This window comes from Geobacillus sp. BMUD, assembly GCF_013096845.1.
Classification (GTDB): Bacteria; Bacillota; Bacilli; order Bacillales; family Anoxybacillaceae; genus Geobacillus; species Geobacillus vulcani.
Map to the genome: position 1 here is coordinate 586,234 of NZ_SDLA01000001.1, position 22,323 is coordinate 608,556.

A 22,323-nucleotide genomic window follows, 5' to 3' on the forward strand; every position below is an offset into this window, starting at 1 on the left:
TTGAGCAGGGATGCTTAATAACAACCTTTATGCTTACTACAAGGCTATAAACAAAGGGAGCTGGTATTATGAATGAAAGCAAGCGACAGAGGCTGATGAAAAAAATTGAAAACCATTTACGGACGACAGCACGGAAATTAGTAAAGTTTGATACCGAAAAGGAGGCTTTGCAATACTTGGTGAATGCTTTTCGTGAGGAACTGGAGTGCGATCTGATCGTCATTGTGCTAAAGGAAGGGGATCACGTCATTCCAACATTATATCAAGGTGATTTTCAATATGGAATTCCACACTCGCCGATTGCAATGGCTAACTGTTTGCCCCGGTTGTTTAAAGGGAGTACAACGTTTCAAGAAGTGAATGACGAGTGCGCGTGTCCATTGATTGGCTTGTTGAAAAAAAATAGGATAAAAACGTGGTTCAGCGTTCCAATTAAAGATGAAGAAAACGAATACGGAATTTGTATGATCGGGTTTCAACGTCACGTTTCACTACTCGCAGAGGCTAAGCAATTGTTTGATCACTTTGGAGAAGATGTTGCCCTTGCTGTGACAGTGGCTCGGAACAAGGAAGTGCAACGACGAAAAATGATCGACCTTGAGTGGATTGCTCAACACTTTTCGCTCGACTCACCTCTTGAGCAGTTTGTTGAAAAAATTGTCGAGCGAGCAGGCAAGGGAACAAATGCGGATGGTGCCTGCATGTATTTATATCGGGAGGAGGACAATAGTTTCGTTGTTCATCCTCCTTTATATGGAAATATAGCTAGTCCGAAACAAGTAATGATGAAAAATAATTACCGGGTCAGTGATTATTTTCGCTTTTTAGAGAGACCAGGTGGAGATGAGCTAACAGTGCCGCTCGTTGTTAACTTCAAAACAATTGGTGTGTTGCATGTTGAGCGGAAACAGGAAGGAAAATTCACAAAAGAAGATTTAGAAATTTTGGATATGTTAGCCAACTATGTTGCGGTTACGCTCGAAAACCTCCGATTATATCGTCAGGAACGGGATCATACCTATCGTCTTCATCTTCTCCTTCAATATCAACAAAAGTTGATGAAAGAAACGATTCAACACGAAAACTTTCAAGGCATTACGAAGACACTTAGTCAAATGTTTGCCAAAGCAGTTATGGTATTTGATCGTTTTATGCGGCCAATCGCTTATGAGTTAGGGACTTTAAATGAGCAACACCTGCAGGACATTGCCAAGAAAGCATTACAACAAGCGGTCGGACAAAGCCGAATGGAAGGATATACTTTGCTCGATGGCTTACCGGACGTTCCGGTGACAGTTTGGCCAATTAACAGGGGAAGGGATGTGGTGGGCTATTTAGCTATTGGCGTACATCCACAAGAGATCGATGATTTTTTTCGCTTGAGTGTTGAACTAGCTCTTAATATTTTTTCTATCCAGTTTATGAAACAAAAGCTCGTTTTTGATACAAGGGAGCAACTAAAAGATAGTTTTTTAAATAAATTGTTGGCTGCAGAAATCGAGGAGGAAGAGAGCATTATCCAGTATGCCAATGTATTTCAATGGAATATTTTTGATGAGCACCGTATTGCCGTCTTGCACTTTCAATTTTCCGAACCGGAAGGGCAGGTAGATCTGTTTAAAAGGAATGTTGAGAAAACAACATTATGGGATCGTTTAAAAGCACGAATTACTATGGAGGATCCTAACGTGTTATACGGGGGTATTGGGGATTGGTATATTTTGATTGTACCAGCTCGCAAGGAAGGAAAATTTCCAATTAAATACTGGGAAAAATGGTACCAACGGATTAACGAGTGGATCAAAGAGGAGGGGGCGTCATGCCGAGCTTTTTTGGGGATCGGAGGGAAGACAGCATCGATCCGTGACTATTATTTTTGCTATCAGCAGGCGGTTCAGGCGTTGCACGTCATTCTCCATAGTTTTCAAGGGATAAGCTTGGCGTTTTTTGACGAGCTTGGGGCATACACGGTATTGCACCATTTAAAAGAGCTGGAGGCGGCAAAACTGTTTGTCGACAACTATCTTGGCCCGTTGATCCGGCATTCCGCGGAACGAAACGTGGATTGGCTGCAAACGATTCGTGTCTTTCTCGATTGCAACGGTCATTTGACTGAAACCGCCGAAAGGCTGTATATTCACCGCAGCACCCTTCAATACCGGCTCGAAAAGATTGAAGAAATGCTCGGTTTCTCTTTGAGCGGGGCAGAGCAGCGATTCAATTTGATGATGGCGTTAAAGTTGTACGATTTATATGGCCTGCCTTCCGCCAAAATACTGAAAAGATAAGCGTGTTTTCCTGCATTATGCAGGTATTTTTTTATATTTACCTTATTTATAATCAATAGCAAAGACAATATAGAAAATTCGAAAAATAAGGGAGGATTTGACGAATGGCAGCAACGATCGGAATCGTGGGAGCTGGTACGATGGGAAGCGGCATCGCCAATTTAGCTGCGTTATCAGGATTTAATGTCATTTTAGTAGATATTGACGAGCCTATGTTGCAAAAAGCGCGCTCACGCATGGAAGCATTTATGGATAAAAGCGTGGCCAAAGGGAAGCTGACCACCGAGCAAAAACATGAAGCGCTGGAACGAGTGAAGGGATCAACTAACTTACAGGAAATGAGACAGGCAGATGTCATTATTGAAGCGGTCATCGAAAACATGGAGGTGAAAAAAGAAGTTTTTTCTCAATTGGACAACATTGCAGCAGAACACACCATCCTAGCGACGAACACATCATCGATGTCCATCACAGAAATCGCTTCTGCCACCAACCGTCCAAGCCAAGTTGTTGGTATGCATTTTTTCAATCCCCCCCAGCTGATGAAACTCGTCGAAGTAGTACGCGGATACAAAACGAGTGATGAAACGGTCGAACAGGCGAAAGAACTCGCCCGGAAACTGGGGAAAGAGCCGGTTGAGGTGAAAAAAGATTCCCCGGGGTTCATCGTCAACCGCATTATGATTCCGCAGTTTATCGAAGCAATTCGCCTTGTCGAGGAGGGAGTGGCTTCGATGGAAGACATCGATAAAGCGGTGACGCTTGGTTTGAACTACCCAATGGGGCCGTTTACGTTGCAAGATTTCGCCGGAGTCGATATCGGCCTTCATGTCATGGACTATTTTTACGAAGAGTTTAAGGACGATCGGTTTGCCGCCCCTTTATTGCTCAGACAGCTTGTCCGGTCAGGAAGGCTCGGCCGAAAAACAGGAGCCGGGTTTTATGATTACGATGATGTCTGATAAACGGAGAGGTGGTGATGTTGGCTATACGCCACAACTACGTTTCTAAAAATTTGAAGAGGAGGAATGAGTTGTGAACTACGAATTTTTGCAGTGTGAAATCGAAAATCGAGTGGCGGTTGTATCCATTCACCGCCCTCCGCTCAATCCGTTGAATACAAAAGTGTTTCAAGAGCTATCCGCCTTAATCGATGAGCTCGAAGCCAATCAGCAGGTTGGGGCGGTGGTCATTACGGGAGCGGGGGAAAAAGCGTTTGTGGCCGGCGCCGATATTCATGAAATGATGGACTTGGATTTGGCCGGCATGATGGAAATGAACAAAATATCGCGAAGTGCGTTTTTGAAAATTGAAAACGCATCCAAACCGGTGATCGCGGCGGTGAACGGGCTGGCGCTCGGCGGGGGCTGTGAATTGGCGCTCGCATGCGATTTGCGCATTTGTTCTGAGCATGCCAAATTTGCCTTTCCAGAGATCAATCTCGGCATTATTCCGGGCGGCGGCGGGACGCAGCGGTTGCCGCGCATCGTCGGTCAAGGGGTGGCGAAAGAATTGCTTTATTTCGGCGAAATGATCGATGCCCAGCGGGCGCTTTCTATTCATTTGGTAAACAAAGTCGTCCCATCCGACGAACTTTTGCCGACGGCGAAAGAATGGGCCGGAAAATTGGCGAAAAAACCGGCCATTGCCATGCGTATGCTCAAAGAAGCGGTCAACACGGGAGCTAATGTTGACTTGCAGTCCGGGTTGATGGTGGAAACTGCCTGCTTTGGAAACGCTTTTGCGACTGAAGATCGAAAAGAAGGAATGCGAGCGTTTACTGAAAAACGAAAGCCAGTTTTTAGCGGTAAATAGATTATTTTGTAAATTGACAGAATAAATCTTATGTTTACACAGGTTGCTGATAGATTGAGATCAGTATCCGTTACCTTTGGGAAAGGAGGGCTCAATGAACATCCCGAAGGAAACGGATAACAAAAGCTATTCAGGGAGGGAATCCATGTGAAACAAATCCATCCGTTTAATGTGATCGATAATAGTTCGATCCGTCCATTCCACATTTGGCTTATGATTTGGTTGTTTTTAGTGATCATGCTTGATGGGTATGACGTAGTGATTTACGGTGCTTCGGTTCCTTTATTGATTCGGGAGTGGGGAATTTCAGATGTTACAGCTGGCGCCATCGGGAGTTATACGGTGATTGGAACAGCCATTGGAGCAGTATTATTTGGTATGCTAGCTGACCGGATGGGACGAAAAAAAATTATTTTGTTGACTACATTTTTGTTCGGCTTTTTTACTTTCCTTGCTGGCTTTGCTCCAAATCCAATTTTATTTACCATCTCTCGGATCATTGCTGGGATTGGTCTTGGCGGCGTTATGCCCAACGTCATTGCCCTAGCGACAGAAATTTTTCCGAAACGAGTTCGTACAGCCATTGTTGCCTCGATTTTTTGTGGTTATTCTGTTGGTGCGATTGCCGCGGCGTTGACGAGCCGTGCACTCTTACCGACAGTTGGATGGGAACCTATTTATTGGATCGGAGGCATTCCGGTATTATTGCTTCCGTTTTTGATGAAAGGTGTTCCTGAGTCGGTTGGTTTTCTTCTAGAGAAGGGAAGAGAAGAGGAAGCGCGAAAGGTTCTTGCTTTGATTGATCCTCATATTCGCCATGATGGTGCTATTGAACTAGTCAAGCCTGAAAGAAAGACTCAAGCTTCTTTGCCTATCGTGAAATTATTCACAGAGAAGCGGGCGTTTAGCACCGTAATGTTTTGGCTATCTTGCTTCAGTGCATTTGTTCTCATTTACTCAATGAACACATGGCTTCCTCGGCTAATGATGGAGGTTGGCTATGATTTGAGCTCTAGCCTTGTGTTTACAGCGGTGATGCAAATTGGGGCGATCATTGGCACCGTTGTTTTTGGGCCGTTGGTTAATAAATGGGGGTTTAAGAAAGTGCTTGTTCCCTTATTCTTTTGCGGAGCGGTTGCTTTATCACTCATTGGTTTTGCGAACAGCATGATGATTGCTTTTGTTCTCATTGCCATTATTGGTGCGGCTTCGGTCGGTGTCCAAAACATTGCCAATGCATTTGTTTCCCAATATTATCCGGAAGCGATGCGGTCCACTGCCTTAGGAAGCACGATGGCGTTTGGTCGGATAGGAGGTATCGTTGCACCAACGTTTGTTGGATTTTTGCTGTCTTTGAACTTGTCGCCACAATATAACTTTGCAGCTATTGCTAGTGCCGCAGTATTAGGAGGAATTGCCGTGTTATGTGTACAGGAAAAATACGCAGTTTATCGTGCGGAGCGGGTTGAATTAGCCAATGAACAGATCACTGTTTCATAATGTGTGCTGTCGGCATTCCGCAGAAAATGCAATTGGGATTTGGAAGGGAGAAAATGAACATTCAGTTTGAACACCTATTTACGGCTTATGTCGAGGTGGGAAAGCCAATCGAGATCGGCGAAGTTGGTTTTGGCTATCGGAGGATAGTACCGATTATCGGTGGAAGGTTTGAAGGAAAGAGGATGCGGGGACGTGTGCTTTCAGGAGGAGCAGACTATCAACTGATTCGGAAAGATGGAGTCATAGAGTTGCTTGCTTGTTATGTGATTGAGACAGATGATGGAATACCTATTTATGTTGTGAATAGAGGATACCGACACGGACCACAAGAAATCATCGATAAAATTTTTCGTGGCGAGGATGTACCACAAGGTTCTTATTATTTTAAAACGACTCCTACTTTTGAAGTGCGGAATAGTCGGTATGATTTTTTAAACAGAATGGTATTTATTGGAGAAGGAATTCGGAAGCCAGTGGAAGTACAAGTAGCGTTTTATCAAGTGAACTAACTTTTGGGGAAACGGAGGATGGGGAGAGGTGGAAACAGTTCGCGTTTTGTCTGTTCCGCAATTGTTGGAGCGAGCGGCGGCGGACAATCCATCTAGAGAAGCTGTTTATGACCTTCGTCATCGGATGACTTATGGTGAGTTGTATAAAGAAGTACGACAGTTGGCATCAGCGTTGATCGCACTCGGCATTAAACAAGGAGATCGAGTCGGCGTTTGTTTACCAAACTGGCTTGAGACAGTTCAACTATTTTTTGCTATCTCCCAAATAGGGGCGATCGTTGTTCCTTTTAATCCGAAATATCGACAGCACGAAGTCGAACATATTATAAAAAATTCTGGAATGAGGACTGTGTTTGTATGTGAGGAAATCGAAAAGCATATTGGATTGAATCTCATTCAGACCATTGTCAATCAGATCATCACCGTTCGGTTTGTCAAATCGGGCTTCCTTTCCTTGGAACAACTTAGATCCTATGCAACTGATCAACCGTTGCGTACGGTGGCAATCGACCCGCAGCATGACTTGTTTTGTCTTTTATATACATCAGGTACGACTGGAATCCCAAAAGGGGTGATGATGACTCATCGCGGCATCGTCCAATCAGGTATGGCCATTGCAGATAACTTGAAGTGCCGTCAAGATGATGTGTTTCTTATTTGTACACCGATTTTCCATGTGTTTGGCATGGCGTGCAACTTGATGTCTGCTGTATACAGCCAAGCAAAAATGGTGTTGCAGGAAAGATACAACCCAAGAGAGGCGCTGCAACTGATCGAAAAAGAACGAGTAACAATTCATCATGCGGTACCGGCAATGTTTCATATGGAGTTGCATGTGTTGAATAATGAGTCATTTGATTTGTCGTCATTGCGCGCGGGAATGACGGGAGCTGATATTTGTCCATTGGAAACAGTGAAAGCGGTGCGTGAAAAAATGGGAATGGTATTATGCATATCATTCGGGACAACAGAGACTGGCTCTGTTACGATCACCCCGTTTGAGGCAAAAGAAGACCGAATATTTGAAACGGTTGGCAAGGCATTGGAAGGAAATGAGGTGAAGATTGTGAATGAACGGAGAGAGGTGCTGCCGCCAGGGAGAATTGGTGAAATTGCCTGCCGAGGGTTTGGTGTCATGAAAGGATATTACAACATGCCGGAACAAACAGCGGAAGTGCTTGACGAGGAAGGTTGGTATTATACCGGCGACCTCGGGATGATGGATGAGGACGGATATATTCGGTTTATGGGTCGGAAAAAGGAGCTGATCATCCGCGGGGGATACAACATTTATCCGAAAGAGATCGAAACCATTTTGCAACGGCACCCGGGTGTCTTCGCCGCGGCAGTGATCGGTCTGCCTGAGCCGGTGTTGGGAGAGGAGGTTTGCGCTGTCATCCAACCAAAGGAAGGGTCTTATATAACTGAGGCGGACATTGTCGAGTTTTTGCGTCCATTGGTTGCGGACTATAAACTTCCGAACAAAGTTGTTTTTGTTGACCAATTTCCGACGACGGCGAGCGGAAAAATTCAGAAAGGAAAATTAAGAGAGATGATCAAAGAGGGTTAAACCTTGGGAGGGAAGAATATGCGGACAGACATTGTGCTGCTTGAAGGAGCACGCACTGCATTCGCCAAATTTTGCGGCTCGTTTCGTGAAATCTCCGCGACCGATTTAGGAGCTATCGCAGCGAAGGAAGCGATAAAAAAGGCGAACGTTGAACCGGAAGAAATCGATCATGTCGTATTTGGTAATGTTCAGCAGTCAAGCCGCGATGCTCACTTGCTCGCTCGCCACGTCGGCTTGAAGGCCGGGGTGCCGATCGATGTGCCCGCCGTAACGGTAAATCGTTTATGTGGAACAGGACTCGAGACGATTATCATGGGGGCACGCCTCATTTTAACCGGGGAAGCGGAAGTGGTGCTGGCGGGGGGCACCGAAAACATGAGTCAAGTGCCGCACGTCATCCGAGGTATGCGCTGGGGAACGCCATTAGGCAGTCCGACGGTGGAAGACTGGTTGTGGGACGGTCTGTATGATACCGTTGGTGGTTGTAGCATGGCGATAACAGCAGAAAATTTAGCGAAAAAATATGACATCACGCGCGAAGAGGCCGACCAACATGCCCTCCGCAGCCATGAGCGGGCGCTTGCGGCGATGGCCAACGGATATTTCCGCCAAGAAATTGTCCCCGTGACCGTGCGAGAAAAAAAGGGAGAAACGGTCGTTGACACCGATGAGCATCCGCGCCAGACAAGTCTGGAACAGTTAAGGGCGCTTCAACCGCGCTTCCTTGAAAATGGAGTGGTAACCCCAGGAAACGCCAGTGGGATGAACGATGGAGCTGCGGCAGTCGTTATCGCTTCGGAGGATTATGCCGCCAAGCGTGGATTGAAGCCGCTCGCCCGTCTCGTTTCGTGGGGAATCGTCGGCGTTGAGCCGCAGTACATGGGAATCGGCCCGGTTCCGGCGATTCGCCAAGCGCTTGACAAGGCGAATTTATCGATGAATGACCTTGACTTAATCGAAATCAACGAAGCATTTTCAGCTCAATATTTGGCTTGCCAGAAAGAACTGGGATTTGACGACGACAAAGGTAACGTCAATGGCGGCGCAGTTGCGCTTGGTCATCCGTTGGCAGCCTCGGGAACGCGCCTCACATTGACGCTCGTTTATGAATTAGGAAGAAGAGGAAAGAAATACGGCGTTTCTTCGCTATGCATTGGTGGCGGCCAAGGCATTGCTGCGATTTGGGAGAGACTGTAATAGGCTAAGAGAAAGTTTGTAAGCTCGCAAAAGAATTATAAGGACGGTATTTTTACAATGGAAGGTAATTGGCAAATGAGTCGTAACGGCGGTTTTTCCATGCCCAACAGGAAAAACCGCCTGATTTTATATAACGTAACGCATTAATGAAGTGGAAAAGAAGACACTTTTTATGCGGAGGGGGGATGGGGAAGATGTCCAAGCCGTTTCGATATATGTCGGGCCGTATCGACCGTTTGACGGATCAGCTCAGGCAATGTCTCGGCCATTTTAAATGTGGCACCAGCCAGTCCGATAGCGCCGATGATGCCAGTTCGATCAAAAACGGGTGCGGCAACCGCTGTAAAACCGATAAATGTTTCATCCCTGTCGACAAAAAATCCGTTTTTGCGAATGACACGCAAACGCTCGAGAAATTGATGTTTATCCACGATCGTGTTCGGCGTATGAGCTTCTAATGGATATTTTTCGAGAATTGCCTTTGTTTCTTCATCAGGCAAATATGCCATAATGGTCGTTCCAAGCGCCCCGTAGTGCAAAACGCGCCGACGTCCAATGTATGAGCGGGGCTGAAAGCCATCATCGCTGTCGAGACGGATGACATATTGCAAGCTGTCTTGTTGGCGCACCGCAAACAAAACGGTGTAGCCAGTTTGCGCCTGCAAGTCATGCAAAAACGGTTCCGCCTCGCGCCGCATATCTAGGTTTTCGAGAACGATTCCTCCGTATTCCAGCATTTTATAACCGAGACGGTATACGTTTTCTTTTTGGTCGTAATGGATCAGCCCTTGCGTTTCGAGCGTCCATAACAGGCGGTAGACGGTAGCTTTCGCTAATTTTGTTTTCGCGACGATCTCTTCGATAGGGAGGCTCGGACGTTCAAAACTAAAACAGTTCAAGATTTGAACCGCTCGTTCCACTGAACGAATTGTCTCCACATTTACCTTTCTCATGATTGCGCTCCTCTGCAGCGATTTTACCTCTGTCCATCATTGTAACATAAAGCGATGATTGATGCCCAGGCTGGAGGGAAGATTGAATATTTTTTTATTTATATTCTAAATAGTTTGACAAGTATTTAGGTTTGTTATATTATTTAAAGTGTAAAAATGAATTGTTAATTCACTATATGAATTGGAAGGAGAGGGAATGATGGCGGATACGAGAATGAGGGCGCTTGAGCGGCTTCATGAAGAGTTGGAAAAAGTGTATTTAGGTCCGTTGTGGGAAAAACTCGGTAAAATGGTGACGCCCGAGCCCGATCATGAAGTTGTTCCGTACTTGTGGAAATGGGAGACGATCCGCAAGCATTTGCTGGAGGCTGGAGAGTTGCTTCGCTTAGGGAGAGAGAGCGAGCGGCGAGTCGTTTATTTGCAGAATCCATCGCTATTGAAACGAGGTCTAATCGGTTATTCGACCAACACGCTGTATGTTGGAGTGCAACTGTTGTTGCCGGGCGAAGTGGCACCCGCACATCGCCATAGCCAATCGGCGATCCGATTCATTATTGAAGGTGAAGGGGCTTATACGGCTGTCGATGGCGAACGAACATATATGGAGCGCGGGGATTTGATTTTGACCCCGGCATGGACGTGGCATGATCACGGTCACGAAGGAACGGAACCGGTCATTTGGATGGATGGTCTCGACGTCGGATTGGTGAGAAATTTTGCTGGTTCGTTCTTTGAACCGTATTCCGAAGATGTATTCCCGGTTGTCGCCCCTCACAACGGTTCAACGTTCAAATATGCAACGGGAGCGCTGCGTCCGGTTTCCGACCGGAAGCGAAAAGGCTACCCATCTCCGTTGATCGCCTATAAATGGAAGACAACGAAACAAGTACTTGAGAATTTATCCCAACTTGATCCTGATCCCTATGACGGTTATGCGGTCGATTACATCAATCCATTGACAGGGGGATCAGCAGATTTGCGTATTGGGACAACAATGCAAAAATTAACTCCTGGTATGCACACGAAGGCGCATCGCCATGTCCACAGCGCCGTGTATCACGTTCTTGACGGTGAAGGATACACGATCATCAACGGTGTCAAATTTGAATGGGCGAAAGGTGATTTCTTCATTTTACCGCCTTGGAGTTGGCATGAGCATGTCAATACAGGAGAGGGAGACGCTCATTTATTCTCCATTAATGATCTGCCGATTATGGAGAAGCTTGATTTGGAAAGAGAAGAGGAGTATGACAAAAACGGTGGTTATCAATCTATCGTTGATGTGTTCGAGCCACTTTCCCAAGTCTAGTATATACACATTTTCTCAAGATGTGCCTAGAAGGCTGGTGAAAAACGGTTGTTTCTCTTGAGCAATGGGGGAGCGTTTGAAAGGCGATCCTGATGTGACAAGGCTTATCTATTTGAGAAACGAGCTTGATAAGCGGCTTGCTTAGCGATTTAAATGAATAAATGATAAAGACGATTTTTGTCTGTAATGTGCCAATCAAAAACAGGAGGGTTGTGCGGTTGAAGGTTCCAATACCGAATATGGTGCAAGACATTGTGGATCATGCGACAACCCGTTATGGGGAGAAGACCGCCCTGATTGATGGAGAGCATGTACTGTCTTTTGTGGAAGTGAACGAACGATCTTTGCGGCTGGCGGAGCGGTTGAGAGGTTTAGGTGTGCAAAAAGGTGACGCCGTGGCTGTACAGTTACCAAATAGCTGGGAATTTGTGATAGCTCATTTAGCTTTGGCACGTCTTGGAGCCATTATGGTACCTATCAATTTAGTGTATCGACAAAAAGAGCTGTCGTTTATGTTTTCGTTTGCCCATGTTAAAGCGGTCATTGCCATTGACGAATGGAAAGGATTTAATCATGCGAAAATGATGGAATCGCTCCGGCAAACGATTCCGACGTTGCAACATATCATCATCGTTGGGGAGAGAAAGCATCCTGATCACTATAGTTTCGAGTCGTTGTTGACAGGTAACGGGCTTTCAGTGAATGACGACAGGATTTCGCCAGATGATCCAATGATCATGATGTTTACCTCGGGAACGGAGTCTGATCCAAAAGCAGTCATCCATACGTATGAGACATTTATTCCCGCCCATTTGTACAATGGGCGGGAGTACGGGCTGACGGATGATGACGTTGTTCTTTGTTTGACCCCAATGAGCCATATGTTTTCTTTACCAATGATTTTAATGAGCCTTTATAACGGTGCTGCTCAAGTCATGCTATCGCAATTTTCAGTTGAGCACGTTTTAGATGCGTTCAGCCAGCACGGAGTAACCTTTTGTGTAGCTGCACCTACCCATTTGATTGATATATTAAAAGGAACGGATGAAACAAAAGAATATCCCTCAACACTGCGTCTTGTCTTAACCGGGGGAACAAAAATTCCGTCTTGGATGGTCGAATCGTTCCGTCAGCGTTTCCGTTGTAGCGTCGCTGCTCAGTGGGGGATGACGGAAATTGGAGCGGGATCATTTACGCGGCCGAATGATGAGCCTTATCTCGCTTCCGATACGGTCGGCCGGCCGTGCCCAACAGGGGAAATCGGCATTTTTGATGAGAATCAGCAACCGTTGCCGAACGGGCAAGTAGGAGAGATCGGTTTTCGAGGTCGTTCGCTCTTCAAAGGATATTATAAAAACGAAGCTGCGACTCAACAATTTATGACCAAAGACGGCTTTTTTCTCACTGGAGATTTAGGGTGGAAAGATGAGAAAGGCTATCTCCACTATGTCAGCCGAAAAAAAGACATTATCAATCGCGGTGGGTTGAAAGTACATGCCGCGGAAATTGAGGAAGTCTTGCTCTCGCATCCGCATATTCGCCAAGCAGCGGTGATCGCCGTTCCCGACGAACGGCTTGGAGAGCGCGGCTGTGCGATTGTGTCCTTGAAAGAAGGAACGACATTTTCACTCAAGGACATGCAGCAATATTTGCTTAAGGCGGGCATGGCAAAATATAAGCTACCTGAATATTTAAAAATCATTGACGAGCTGCCGACGACAGCATCAGGAAAGGTGAGCAAAGGAATGTTGCGCAAGCAATACGCGCAGACGGGAGTCCAGTAGGAAAAAGGAGTGAATGAACTATATGAAACTAGCGCTGTTTAATGACTTTCAGCTTGGGGTCATTGTGGATGATGTCATTTATGAGATTGGAAGCCGACTGTTCGGCCGTCTGCATCAAGGGGTTGGTTTCTGTCCAATGACACAGCTGGTTGCCGAGTTTGACACCTATTATCCGCAAATTGAAAACCATTTATACGAATGTCCGGCTTATGCGTTAGCGGATGTTCGGCTGCGCCAGCCGGTGAAAAAGCCGGGGAAAATCGTTGCGGCTCCTGTTAACTACGTGTCCCACCAAAAGGAAATGAAAGTGGAGCATACGGCAAGAGGGCTAGGCTTTTTCTTGAAAGCGCCTTCTTCCATTATCGGGCCCGGCGACACGATTGTTTTGCCGGATCCGAACCGTCGTTTCGACCATGAGCTGGAATTCGCATTTGTTATCGGAAAAACAGCAAAAAATGTCAAAGCGGAAAACGCCTACGATTATATATTTGGCTACACCGGGTTGATCGATGTCACGATGCGTCCGGATGAAACGCACCACGAGGAACGGTGTTTGCGCAAGTCATTTGATACGTTCACACCGATGGGGCCGTGGATCGTGACGAAAGAGGAAATTGCCGACCCTAACAACGTCAATATGGTGCTGACAGTCAATGGAGAGGTTCGGCAGCAGGTCAACACAAAGGAAATGATCTGTTCTGTCGCCGAGTTGGTGGAAATTTATTCGCACATTATGACACTTGAACCGGGCGATGTCATTACGACAGGAACACCGGATGGCGTTGGGCCGATTCATGATGGGGATGTCATCCATATGGAAATTGAGGGAATCGGAGGATACTCCGTTCATGTTGCCTTAGCCTCTAATACGGCTGTATTGCGGTAAACGAGGGAGGGAGGAATGGTTTATGGAGAAAGGTTGGCAGCGGTACCATACCATATGGCTAATGCTCTTTTTAGGCTGGGTTGTTTCTTACATTGATCGAACGTTAACTATGTTGCCGCATTTAGTAGACATTTTTAGGCGTGGTCATTGATTTAGGCATGGACAATGAACAATATTGTTTTAAAATGGTAATGTAGACGAGGCAAAGGGGACGACAAAGAACATTCGTCCCCTTTTTGCTTGTTTTCCTTTATGGCAAGCCTAAGAAAGCCTGAACGGCTTCAAGGCTTGACTGCACAGGCGGCCATTGTGATAAATCGAACGGAAAATCTGAGCCCGGAAGCACCCGATCTTGGCCGACGAGGTCGAGCAATAGCTGCAGCACGCGATGATCCCAAACAACGGTGTCGAACCAAAAACGGCGCAAATAGTCGAGCGGCGGAGCTTGCAGTGAAGACGCCACTGGGTGCCATACGTCATACCCTTTCTGCAACCGTCCGATTTGATAGGGAAGAAAGCCGCCGCCATGGGCCAATAAAATGCGGACGTGCGGGTAGCGGTCGAGCCAGCCGCCAAGCAGCAAATCGGCAGCGCAAACGGTCGTTTCCCAAGGGACGCCAATCAAATTTGTCATTCGCCGGCCTTTCAGGCGTGGGTCGTCGCAAAGAAGCGGATGAATAAATAGAATGGCGTCTAGCGCATCCGCTTCTTCCCAAAATGGGATGAATGAATCGTCGGTGAGGAGCTTCTGTTCGACAGATGGGCCGATAATTGCCCCTTTTAAGCCGTTTTTCATGGCCCGGCGCAATTCCAAGGCTGCTTGTTCCGGATGATTGAGCGGCACTGTCGCCAAAGCCGACAGACGATCAGGGTAGTTTGACGCCAATCGGCACAGCGCATCGTTGTAAAGGCGTGCCAGCTCATTGGTGATGGCGGCTTCCACGTTGTATAAAAACAGCTGCGGAATGGGAGAGAGGAGTGAATGGAAAACGTCCGCCCGCCGTTGCGCCTCGAGGTAAGCATGGAGATCGATGAATTCCTCCTTTAGGCGAAATCCCCACTGATGGTTGATAGTCAACATTTTTTCCGCGTCATCCCAATGAACAGGAATGTGGGTTTGTTCTTCTCTCAGCCACTGCATTACTTCCGGTGGAATGAAGTGCGTATGGACATCAAAACGTTTTTCCATCGTTTTCTTCTCCTTTCTACATCATGGTATCGTCGGCTGTTTCGTTGGCGGTGACGACGGCCAATAGCCGATTTTTTCCGAAATCTCACTTGCTGCGCGTTTTACTTTGGCGATGACCGTAGGATCGTATGGATGAAAACGGTGAATCGGCCCGATCACGCTGAGTGCGTAGGAGACTTTTCCGGTGTAGTCGCGGATCGGCGCTGCGATGGAAGCGACCCCTTCACGGAGTTCCTCGATACTAACGGCGTAACCTTGGCGGCGAATGGCATACAATGCCTCGCGCAGCACGTGGGGGTCGGTCATCGTATTCAGCGTAAACTGCGTCAATCCTTGCTCGATGTATGCTTCAATATCCTCATCTTTTTGATGAGCGAGCAGCACTTTGCCTGAGCTGGTGCAATGGAGAGGGTTTCTTCGACCAATGTGTGAAAGAGCTTGAACAGGTTGCCGGCTTTCCACTCGGTGAATGTAAATCACACTCTGGTCATCAAGCATGGCAAGATGCGCTGTTTCCCGCAAGTCGTCGACCAACCTTTCCAGTATCGGTTGCGCTTCTCGGTTGATTTCTAAATGGGATGTCAGCACCGTGTTTAGTTGCAAAATGGTCAAGCCAAGCCGATATTTTTGCGTTTCCGGATCTTTCGTGACGAATCCTTCGCTGGCTAATGTGTGAAGAAGACGACTGACAGTGCTTTTTGATAATCCAAGGGAAGAGGCTAATTCGGTCACTTTTTTCTCCGGTTCATCCAGTGAGAAGCTACGCAAAATGCGGAGAGCGTTTTTGACGGATGAAAGCAAGTAGTCTTCTGTATTGCGTGCCATCGAATGCAGCTCCTTTTTAGAGTTTCATATAAAAGAACAATATTTCTTATATCATAACATAGGGAACATGATTTTTGAAAATATCACAAAGAATAAAAATAAAAAATTTTTTATTGTTTCATATAAAAGAACATTAGTGTTGTATACGGTACAACAAATCATTATGATGGGGACAAAAGATTCTAAATTCTTTGATTTCGATGCTTTCTGACAAGGGAGGAGACATTGAATGCAAACAGAAGCAATGATCAGTGAGAAAGTGAAAGCGTTTGACTGTCAACATTTCATCAATGGGAGGTTTTTGCCTTCAAAAAGCGGAAAGGTGTTTCCAAATATCAATCCCGCTACGGGGGAAGTGATCGGCACTGTCTGTGAAGGAGGAAAAGAAGAGATTGACTTGGCCGTAGCCGCTGCAAGAAGAGCGTTGGATGGTCCATGGAAGCGGATGACGACAGGGGAGCGGATCGCAGTTTTGCGGCGTATCGGTGATCTCATTTTAGAGCGCAAAGAGGAATTGGCTCGCCTCGAGTCGCTTGATACAGGAAAGCCATATTCGCTCTCCCTCACGTTGGATATTCCGCGTGCAGCGTATAATTTCCATTTTTTCGCCGACTACTTGCGTTCGGTTGGCACGGAAGCGTATCAAACCGATGAGGTAGCTATCAACTATTCGATCCGTCGGCCTGTTGGGGTCGTCGGGTTGATCAATCCGTGGAATTTGCCATTGCTGTTGTTGACATGGAAGCTCGCCCCGTGTTTGGCCGGTGGGAATACAGCCGTCATCAAGCCGGCGGAATGGACGCCGCTCACTGCAACTGTATTGGCGGAAATTTGCAAAGAAGCCGGGGTGCCGGATGGCGTGGTGAATGTTGTCCATGGATTTGGCCCGAACTCAGCAGGGGCTGCGTTGAGCGAGCATCCGGATGTTGACGCTATTACGTTCACCGGAGAGACAACAACAGGGAAAGTCATTATGGCGGCAGCGGCGAAATCGTTAAAAAAGCTGTCTTACGAGTTGGGGGGGAAAAATCCGAACATCATTTTCGCCGATGCAGATTTGGACGAAGCGATCGAGACAACGTTGAAATCGAGTTTTATGAACCAAGGAGAAGTGTGTCTCTGCGGATCAAGAATTTATGTAGAACGGCCGGTTTATGAACAATTTTTGCAAAAATTTGTAGCGAAAACGAGAGAACTTGTTGTCGGCGATCCGTTTGACCCGAAAACCAATGTCGGCGCACTCATTAGCGAAGAGCATTACGAACGGGTGATGAGCTACATCGAGCTAGCAAAGGAGGAAGGTGGTCGTATTCTAACAGGAGGTAAGCGACCGGATGGCCTGGCTCAAGGATATTACCTTGAACCGACCATTATTGTCGGTGTCAACCGAAATTGCCGCATCGTCCGGGAAGAAGTGTTCGGCCCGGTGGTGACGGTCATGCCGTTTGACGAAGAAGAGGAGGTGATCGCCCAAGCGAACGACACCCACTATGGATTGAGCGCGACGATTTGGACGAACGATTTGCGTCGGGCTCACCGGGTGGCGGCGCGTATTGAAGCCGGAATCGTTTGGGTAAATACATGGTTTTTGCGGGATTTGCGCACACCGTTTGGTGGCATGAAACAAAGCGGCATTGGGCGTGAAGGAGGCATGCATAGCTTTGAGTTTTATACAGAGTTGACGAATATTTGCATTAAGCTTTAGCCGCGATGACCGAAGGAGGTGATGATGGTGAGGAAGTGGAACGATTATGCCAAGTTACTGCTGGCTGCTGAGAGGGAGAGACGTCCTCTCTCTCCCTTGACGACACTCGATTCGGCGCTAACCGTGTATGACGCCTATCAAATTCAATTAAGGACAGTTGAACAAAAAGTAAAGGAAGGGCGTCAGATTGTCGGCAAGAAAATCGGATTGACCTCTAAGGCGATGCAGCAGTTGTTGAGGGTTGACCAGCCGGATTATGGCCATTTGCTTGATGATATGGCGGTGGAAAACGGTGGGGTTGTTTCGTGGGAGCAGGTGTTGCAGCCAAAGGTGGAAGCGGAAATTGCGTTTGTCTTAAAACGTGACTTAGTTGGCCCGCGCGTGACTGTCATTGATGTGCTACTGGCGACGGATTATATCGTCCCGGCGCTGGAGATCGTTGACAGCCGCATTGCCGATTGGAATATCTGTCTTGAGGATACAATCGCCGATAACGCTTCATCGGGACTTTATGTTTTGGGGGAAAAACGGTTGCCTGTTCATGCCGTTGATATTTCGCAAATCGGCATGGCTCTTTATCGAAACGGGAAGTTGACCAATACGGGCGTTGGGGCCGCAGCGCTCGGACATCCTGCGCTTTGTGTCGCTTGGCTGGCAAACAAGCTCCATGAATATGGAAAAGAGTTGAAAGCAGGAGAAGTGATTTTATCCGGCGCTTTGTCGGCAGCGGTGAGCGTCGAGCCCGGCGATGTGTTTTTCGCTCGCTTCGCCCATTTGGGGGAAGTGCGGGTCGAGTTTGCGCCATAAGTAAGGGAGGAGAGACTGTGGAGAAGATCAATGTAGCGATTCTTGGTTCTGGAAATATCGGAACTGACTTGATGTTGAAGCTTGAGCGTTCGGATGTGTTGCGGTTGACGACAGTAATTGGGATCGATCCGCAGTCGGAAGGGTTGCGTCTGGCGCGGGAGAAAGGGTATCGCGTCATTGACAGCGGCATTCAAACGTTTTTAGAACACCCGGAATGGGCGGATTTCGTCTTTGATGCGACGTCGGCGAAAGCGCACATCCGTCATGCAAAGCTGTTGAAGCGGATCGGGAGGGTCGTCTTTGATTTGACGCCGGCGGCCGTTGGACCGTTTGTTGTGCCGCCTGTTAATATAACGGACCATTTAGAAGAAACCAACATTAACTTCATCACATGTGGTGGACAGGCGACGATTCCGATCGTTCATGCCATTGGACGCGTCCAACCGGTCGCTTACGCTGAAATTGTCGCGACGATTTCAAGCAAAAGCGCAGGGCCAGGGACAAGAGCGAACATTGATGAATTTACAGCAACGACTGCTCGAGGGATTGAAAAAATCGGTGGGGCAAAGCGCGGAAAAGCCATCATTATTCTCAACCCGGCTGAGCCACCCATTTTGATGAGAAATACGATTTATGCACTTGTGGAAGGAAATAAAGCAGCGGCGCGCGAAATTTGCGATTCGATCGAGGAAATGGTAGAAACCATTCGTTCGTACGTTCCCGGCTATCGGTTGCGCACAAGTCCGATCATTGAAGGGAATAAGGTGACGGTGATGATTGAAGTCGAAGGAGCGGGCGATTATTTACCGAAGTATGCCGGAAACTTGGATATTATGACCGCCGCTGCGGTGAAAGTGGCGGAAGAAGTCGCGAAACATCGACTGTCGAAGTTGTTGGCTGAGGAGGGAAAACGATGAAGCGAGCAATTACGATTACAGAAGTGGCATTGCGTGACGGCAGCCACGCCATCGCCCACCAATATACAACGGAGCAAGTGGCCATGATCGCCAAAGCGCTCGATGAAGCGAACGTTCCGTATATTGAAGTATCGCACGGAGATGGTTTGGGCGGGTCTTCGCTGCAGTATGGATTGTCGCGTACCGATGAATTTGCACTGATTGAAACAGCTGTGGCAGTTTGTCGGCAGGCCAAAATTGCAGTGCTTCTTCTTCCTGGCATCGGAACGGTTAAGGAATTGAAACAGGCCGCTCGCTTAGGAGCGAAAATGGTACGCGTCGCCACTCATGTGACCGAGGCAGATATTTCAGCCCAACATATTTCCGCAGCGAAGGAGCTTGGAATGGAAACAGCCGGGTTTTTAATGATGTCGCATATGGCGCCTGTGGAGGTGCTTGTCCATCAAGCGCAGCTTATGGAAAGCTACGGAGCGGATGTCGTCTATGTCGTAGATTCAGCCGGCGCCCTCTTGCCGCATGAAGTGAAAGAGCGCGTTCGTGCATTAAGGGAAAGTCTTGGAATTGAGGTTGGTTTCCACGCTCATAACAATTTGTCATTGGCGATGGCCAATACATTAGCCGCGATCGAGGAAGGAGCGACGCGCGTTGACGGCAGTGTTCGCTGTTTAGGGGCTGGCGCTGGGAACACGCAGACGGAAGTGCTTGTTGCGGTGTTGGATCGGATGGGCATTCCGACCGGCATTGATTTGTATAAAATGATGGATTTGGCCGAGCAGCTTGTGGCACCGATCTTGCCAAAAGCTCAGGAGATTACGCGCGACAGTTTGACTCTCGGATATGCGGGTGTTTATTCAAGCTTCCTTCTTCACGCGCAACGGGCCGCTCGAATGTTTGGCATCGATGTCCGCGATATTTTAATCGAACTTGGCCGTCGAAAGGTTGTTGGCGGTCAAGAAGATATGATTGTCGATGTCGCTGCTGAAATGGCACGCCAAAAGGCTACTGTCGGGGAGGAAGAGTGGCGATGACCTCTCTTGACTATGGAAAACTCGCTGTGGAGCTTCTGAATGCTGAATATGAGAAGAGAGAAATTGTTCGCCTAACTGTTCAATATCCAAACATGACGGTTGAGGAGGCGTATGCTGTTCAAGAGCGGCTCGTGGCGATGAAACGGGAGAACGGCTATCGCATCATCGGCCCAAAAATGGGATTGACGAGCGCCGCGAAAATGGCGCAAATGGGGGTGAACGAGCCGATCTACGGATATGTGTTCGATTATATGGTCGTCTCTAACGGGGGGACGGTGGCCATGAATGAGCTGATCCATCCGAAGGTGGAAGCGGAAATCGCCTTCATTTTAAAAGAAGATGTTAAAGGGCCGAATATTGACGCGGCAGACATTTTAGAGGCAACGCAGTATATCATCCCGGTTTTAGAAATTATTGATAGCCGCTATACTAACTTTCAATTTACGCTGATGGATGTGATTGCCGACAACGCTTCCTCATCCCGAGTCGTATTCGGAAGCCGCCTTGTTTCTCCAAGCGCCCTTGAACTCGACTTGCTTGGAGTGAGTTTATCAATCAATGGTGAAGGAAAGGCGTTCGGTGCTGGTGCGGCGGTGTTGGGGCATCCAGCTAACGCGATTGCCATGCTGGCTAACATGCTGTCCAGAAAAGGGGAAGGACTGAAAGCTGGGGAAATCATTTTAGCTGGAGCGATGACGGAAGCTGTCCGCTTTGTGGCAGGGGATGTCGTGTTTGCCCAGTTCGATCAATTAGGAACGGTTTCGTTCCGAGCGACAGATTAAGGAAAGGATGATCCGCATGCCGATTGTTCATATCTATTTGCTCGAAGGAAGGCCGGAAGAAAAGATTCAAGGAGTCATTCGCGAAGTAACTGATACAATCAGCACTGTTTTAGGCTCGCCAAAGGAAAATGTGCGGGTCATCGTGTCAGAAGTGCCAAAATCTCATTGGGGTGTCGCCGGCATCCCAATGTCCGATAAACAATGAAAATGGAAGAGGAGGAAAAATCACGATGAGTTTGGAGTTAGCCATGCTTGTTCCGCATACGCCGCGAATGTGTTTTGAGGATCGCACTCCTGAGTTTCAACATGAACTCGTCAAAGGAATGCACGAAGTGGCGAAAATCGTCGAGCAAGTCAAACCGGATACCCTTGTTTTGATCTCGTGCCATTGGATGTCAAGTTTCGACCATTTCGTTGATGCCACCCCAAGACATAAGGGGATATTGACCGCTGTAGAATGTCCGGATTTGATTGCTGATGTCCCTTACGATTATCCAGGGGATGAAGAGCTTGGTAAACAACTTGTGAAGGTGGGGAAAGAAGCAGGGCTTCGGGTCGTTGAAGTCAACGATCCAACCTACATTTGGGATTACGGGACGGTCGTTCCTCTTCGCTACTTAGTGCCAAATGAGGATATCGCTGTTATTAGTCTATCGGTGACGTGGGCAGCCAACTTGGAAGAAACGTATACGTGGGGACAAGTGATCGGCAAAGTGTTGCGTGAAAGCAAGAAAAAGACGATGTTTGTATGTAGCGGTGCGTTAGCGCATAACCTCGTTCGGCGACCCGAGGCGCTACCGACATTGGCCGAGCAGGCGTTGGACCGAGAATTTTTGCAATATTTACAAAACAATCGTGTGCGAGCCGCTTGGAACATGCTTCCGCAATACGCGCGAGCAGCCGGTGTTGAATCCGGAGGCCGCCACTTGGCCGCCTTGCTTGGTGTCATTCAAGAAAACTATCACAGCCGTTATTATGGGTATGGCCAATCATCCGGCAGTGGGAATGTGGTAATGACGTTCGAACCTGCCCCTGTCCAATACAAGACGTTGTACGTTCCGCAACAGACTGCACAGCACTCGTGAAAGTTGTTTCATTTGATTTCCTGCTGAAAAAACATTGCTTTTAGTTTTGTTTCATATAGAGGAGTACAGCGCTTTCATACGCAACAACTTTTGCATTAATATAATAGTTGTAATCTTTTAAATATTTACAATATATTCCGTGGCATGCGCTGGGGATGGGTTTTCATTTTCTTG

20 protein-coding genes are annotated in these 22,323 nt (G+C 47.5%); 17 read left to right on the forward strand and 3 right to left on the reverse strand.

From position 1 onward, the window contains the following. The first annotated feature begins 68 nt into the window (after window positions 1-68). The 7 genes from ETC05_RS02820 to ETC05_RS02850 all read left to right on the forward strand — a co-directional run bounded on the left by ETC05_RS02820 (window position 69) and on the right by ETC05_RS02850 (window position 8,879). Window positions 69-2,288, forward strand: a complete 2,220-nt coding sequence (locus ETC05_RS02820) for a helix-turn-helix domain-containing protein (RefSeq protein ID WP_171660324.1) — start codon at window positions 69-71, stop codon at window positions 2,286-2,288. Window positions 2,289-2,392: 104 nt separating this feature from the next. Next, on the forward strand, window positions 2,393-3,250 hold the full coding sequence (locus ETC05_RS02825; RefSeq protein WP_031410005.1) for a 3-hydroxyacyl-CoA dehydrogenase family protein: 858 nt from the start codon (window positions 2,393-2,395) through the stop codon (window positions 3,248-3,250). A gap of 73 nt (window positions 3,251-3,323) precedes the next feature. Next, window positions 3,324-4,103 (forward strand): enoyl-CoA hydratase/isomerase family protein, encoded by a 780-nt coding sequence (locus tag ETC05_RS02830; RefSeq protein ID WP_031410003.1) that lies wholly within the window; start codon window positions 3,324-3,326, stop codon window positions 4,101-4,103. Window positions 4,104-4,250: 147 nt separating this feature from the next. Beyond that, on the forward strand, window positions 4,251-5,603 hold the full coding sequence (locus ETC05_RS02835) for an MFS transporter (RefSeq protein WP_031410001.1): 1,353 nt from the start codon (window positions 4,251-4,253) through the stop codon (window positions 5,601-5,603). Window positions 5,604-5,656: 53 nt separating this feature from the next. Continuing rightward, on the forward strand, window positions 5,657-6,112 hold the full coding sequence (locus ETC05_RS02840) for a DUF3237 domain-containing protein (protein WP_237746922.1): 456 nt from the start codon (window positions 5,657-5,659) through the stop codon (window positions 6,110-6,112). A gap of 28 nt (window positions 6,113-6,140) precedes the next feature. Then, window positions 6,141-7,682, forward strand: a complete 1,542-nt coding sequence (locus ETC05_RS02845) for a class I adenylate-forming enzyme family protein (protein ID WP_171660325.1) — start codon at window positions 6,141-6,143, stop codon at window positions 7,680-7,682. An 18-nt stretch (window positions 7,683-7,700) separates the two neighbouring features. Continuing rightward, a complete protein-coding gene (locus ETC05_RS02850; protein WP_031409996.1) occupies window positions 7,701-8,879 on the forward strand; it encodes an acetyl-CoA C-acetyltransferase in 1,179 nt (392 codons plus the stop codon). Window positions 8,880-9,049: 170 nt separating this feature from the next. On the opposite strand, the gene ETC05_RS02855 is transcribed toward ETC05_RS02850, so the two are convergent. Continuing rightward, entirely contained in the window at window positions 9,050-9,832 is a 783-nt protein-coding gene (locus ETC05_RS02855; protein WP_031409994.1) for an IclR family transcriptional regulator, read from the reverse strand. A 214-nt stretch (window positions 9,833-10,046) separates the two neighbouring features. On the opposite strand from ETC05_RS02855, the gene ETC05_RS02860 reads away from it, so the two are divergent. The 3 genes from ETC05_RS02860 (at window position 10,047) to ETC05_RS02870 (ending at window position 13,811) form a co-directional block, all read left to right on the forward strand. Further along, window positions 10,047-11,141, forward strand: a complete 1,095-nt coding sequence (locus tag ETC05_RS02860; RefSeq protein WP_171660405.1) for a cupin domain-containing protein — start codon at window positions 10,047-10,049, stop codon at window positions 11,139-11,141. A gap of 239 nt (window positions 11,142-11,380) precedes the next feature. Beyond that, on the forward strand, window positions 11,381-12,925 hold the full coding sequence (locus tag ETC05_RS02865) for a class I adenylate-forming enzyme family protein (protein ID WP_171660407.1): 1,545 nt from the start codon (window positions 11,381-11,383) through the stop codon (window positions 12,923-12,925). Window positions 12,926-12,947: 22 nt separating this feature from the next. Then, window positions 12,948-13,811: a fumarylacetoacetate hydrolase family protein gene (locus tag ETC05_RS02870; protein ID WP_171660406.1), complete on the forward strand. Its 864-nt coding sequence runs from the start codon at window positions 12,948-12,950 to the stop codon at window positions 13,809-13,811. Between the two features lie 250 nt (window positions 13,812-14,061). Here the strand turns inward: ETC05_RS02870 and ETC05_RS02875 are convergent, their stop codons facing one another. Both ETC05_RS02875 and ETC05_RS02880 read right to left on the reverse strand, forming a co-directional pair. Continuing rightward, window positions 14,062-15,000, reverse strand: a complete 939-nt coding sequence (locus ETC05_RS02875; protein ID WP_171660326.1) for an amidohydrolase family protein — start codon at window positions 14,998-15,000, stop codon at window positions 14,062-14,064. Window positions 15,001-15,021: 21 nt separating this feature from the next. Beyond that, window positions 15,022-15,825, reverse strand: coding sequence for an IclR family transcriptional regulator (locus ETC05_RS02880; RefSeq protein ID WP_031409984.1), 804 nt, complete (start codon window positions 15,823-15,825; stop codon window positions 15,022-15,024). 229 nt (window positions 15,826-16,054) lie between these two features. Between ETC05_RS02880 and ETC05_RS02885 the strand changes: the two genes are divergently transcribed. Genes ETC05_RS02885 through ETC05_RS02915 form a run of 7 tightly spaced genes read left to right on the forward strand, consistent with a single transcriptional unit; the run spans window position 16,055 to window position 22,149 of the window. Next, window positions 16,055-17,530, forward strand: a complete 1,476-nt coding sequence (locus tag ETC05_RS02885) for an aldehyde dehydrogenase (RefSeq protein ID WP_144974096.1) — start codon at window positions 16,055-16,057, stop codon at window positions 17,528-17,530. Between the two features lie 21 nt (window positions 17,531-17,551). Then, a complete protein-coding gene (locus ETC05_RS02890) occupies window positions 17,552-18,337 on the forward strand; it encodes a 2-keto-4-pentenoate hydratase (protein ID WP_171660327.1) in 786 nt (261 codons plus the stop codon). Between the two features lie 17 nt (window positions 18,338-18,354). Beyond that, window positions 18,355-19,254: an acetaldehyde dehydrogenase (acetylating) gene (locus ETC05_RS02895; RefSeq protein ID WP_171660328.1), complete on the forward strand. Its 900-nt coding sequence runs from the start codon at window positions 18,355-18,357 to the stop codon at window positions 19,252-19,254. Further along, window positions 19,251-20,282 (forward strand): 4-hydroxy-2-oxovalerate aldolase, encoded by a 1,032-nt coding sequence (gene dmpG, locus ETC05_RS02900; protein ID WP_171660329.1) that lies wholly within the window; start codon window positions 19,251-19,253, stop codon window positions 20,280-20,282. The genes ETC05_RS02895 and dmpG overlap by 4 nt, the downstream gene beginning before the upstream one ends. After that, the gene (locus ETC05_RS02905; RefSeq protein WP_031409973.1) at window positions 20,279-21,064 is read left to right on the forward strand and encodes a 2-keto-4-pentenoate hydratase; all 786 of its coding nucleotides are present in this window, start codon (window positions 20,279-20,281) and stop codon (window positions 21,062-21,064) included. The genes dmpG and ETC05_RS02905 overlap by 4 nt, the downstream gene beginning before the upstream one ends. A gap of 7 nt (window positions 21,065-21,071) precedes the next feature. After that, window positions 21,072-21,269: a 4-oxalocrotonate tautomerase gene (locus ETC05_RS02910; protein ID WP_222427768.1), complete on the forward strand. Its 198-nt coding sequence runs from the start codon at window positions 21,072-21,074 to the stop codon at window positions 21,267-21,269. Between the two features lie 25 nt (window positions 21,270-21,294). Next, complete coding sequence (locus ETC05_RS02915) at window positions 21,295-22,149, forward strand: DODA-type extradiol aromatic ring-opening family dioxygenase (protein WP_031409969.1); 855 nt, start codon at window positions 21,295-21,297, stop codon at window positions 22,147-22,149. The last annotated feature ends 174 nt before the right edge of the window (window positions 22,150-22,323 follow it).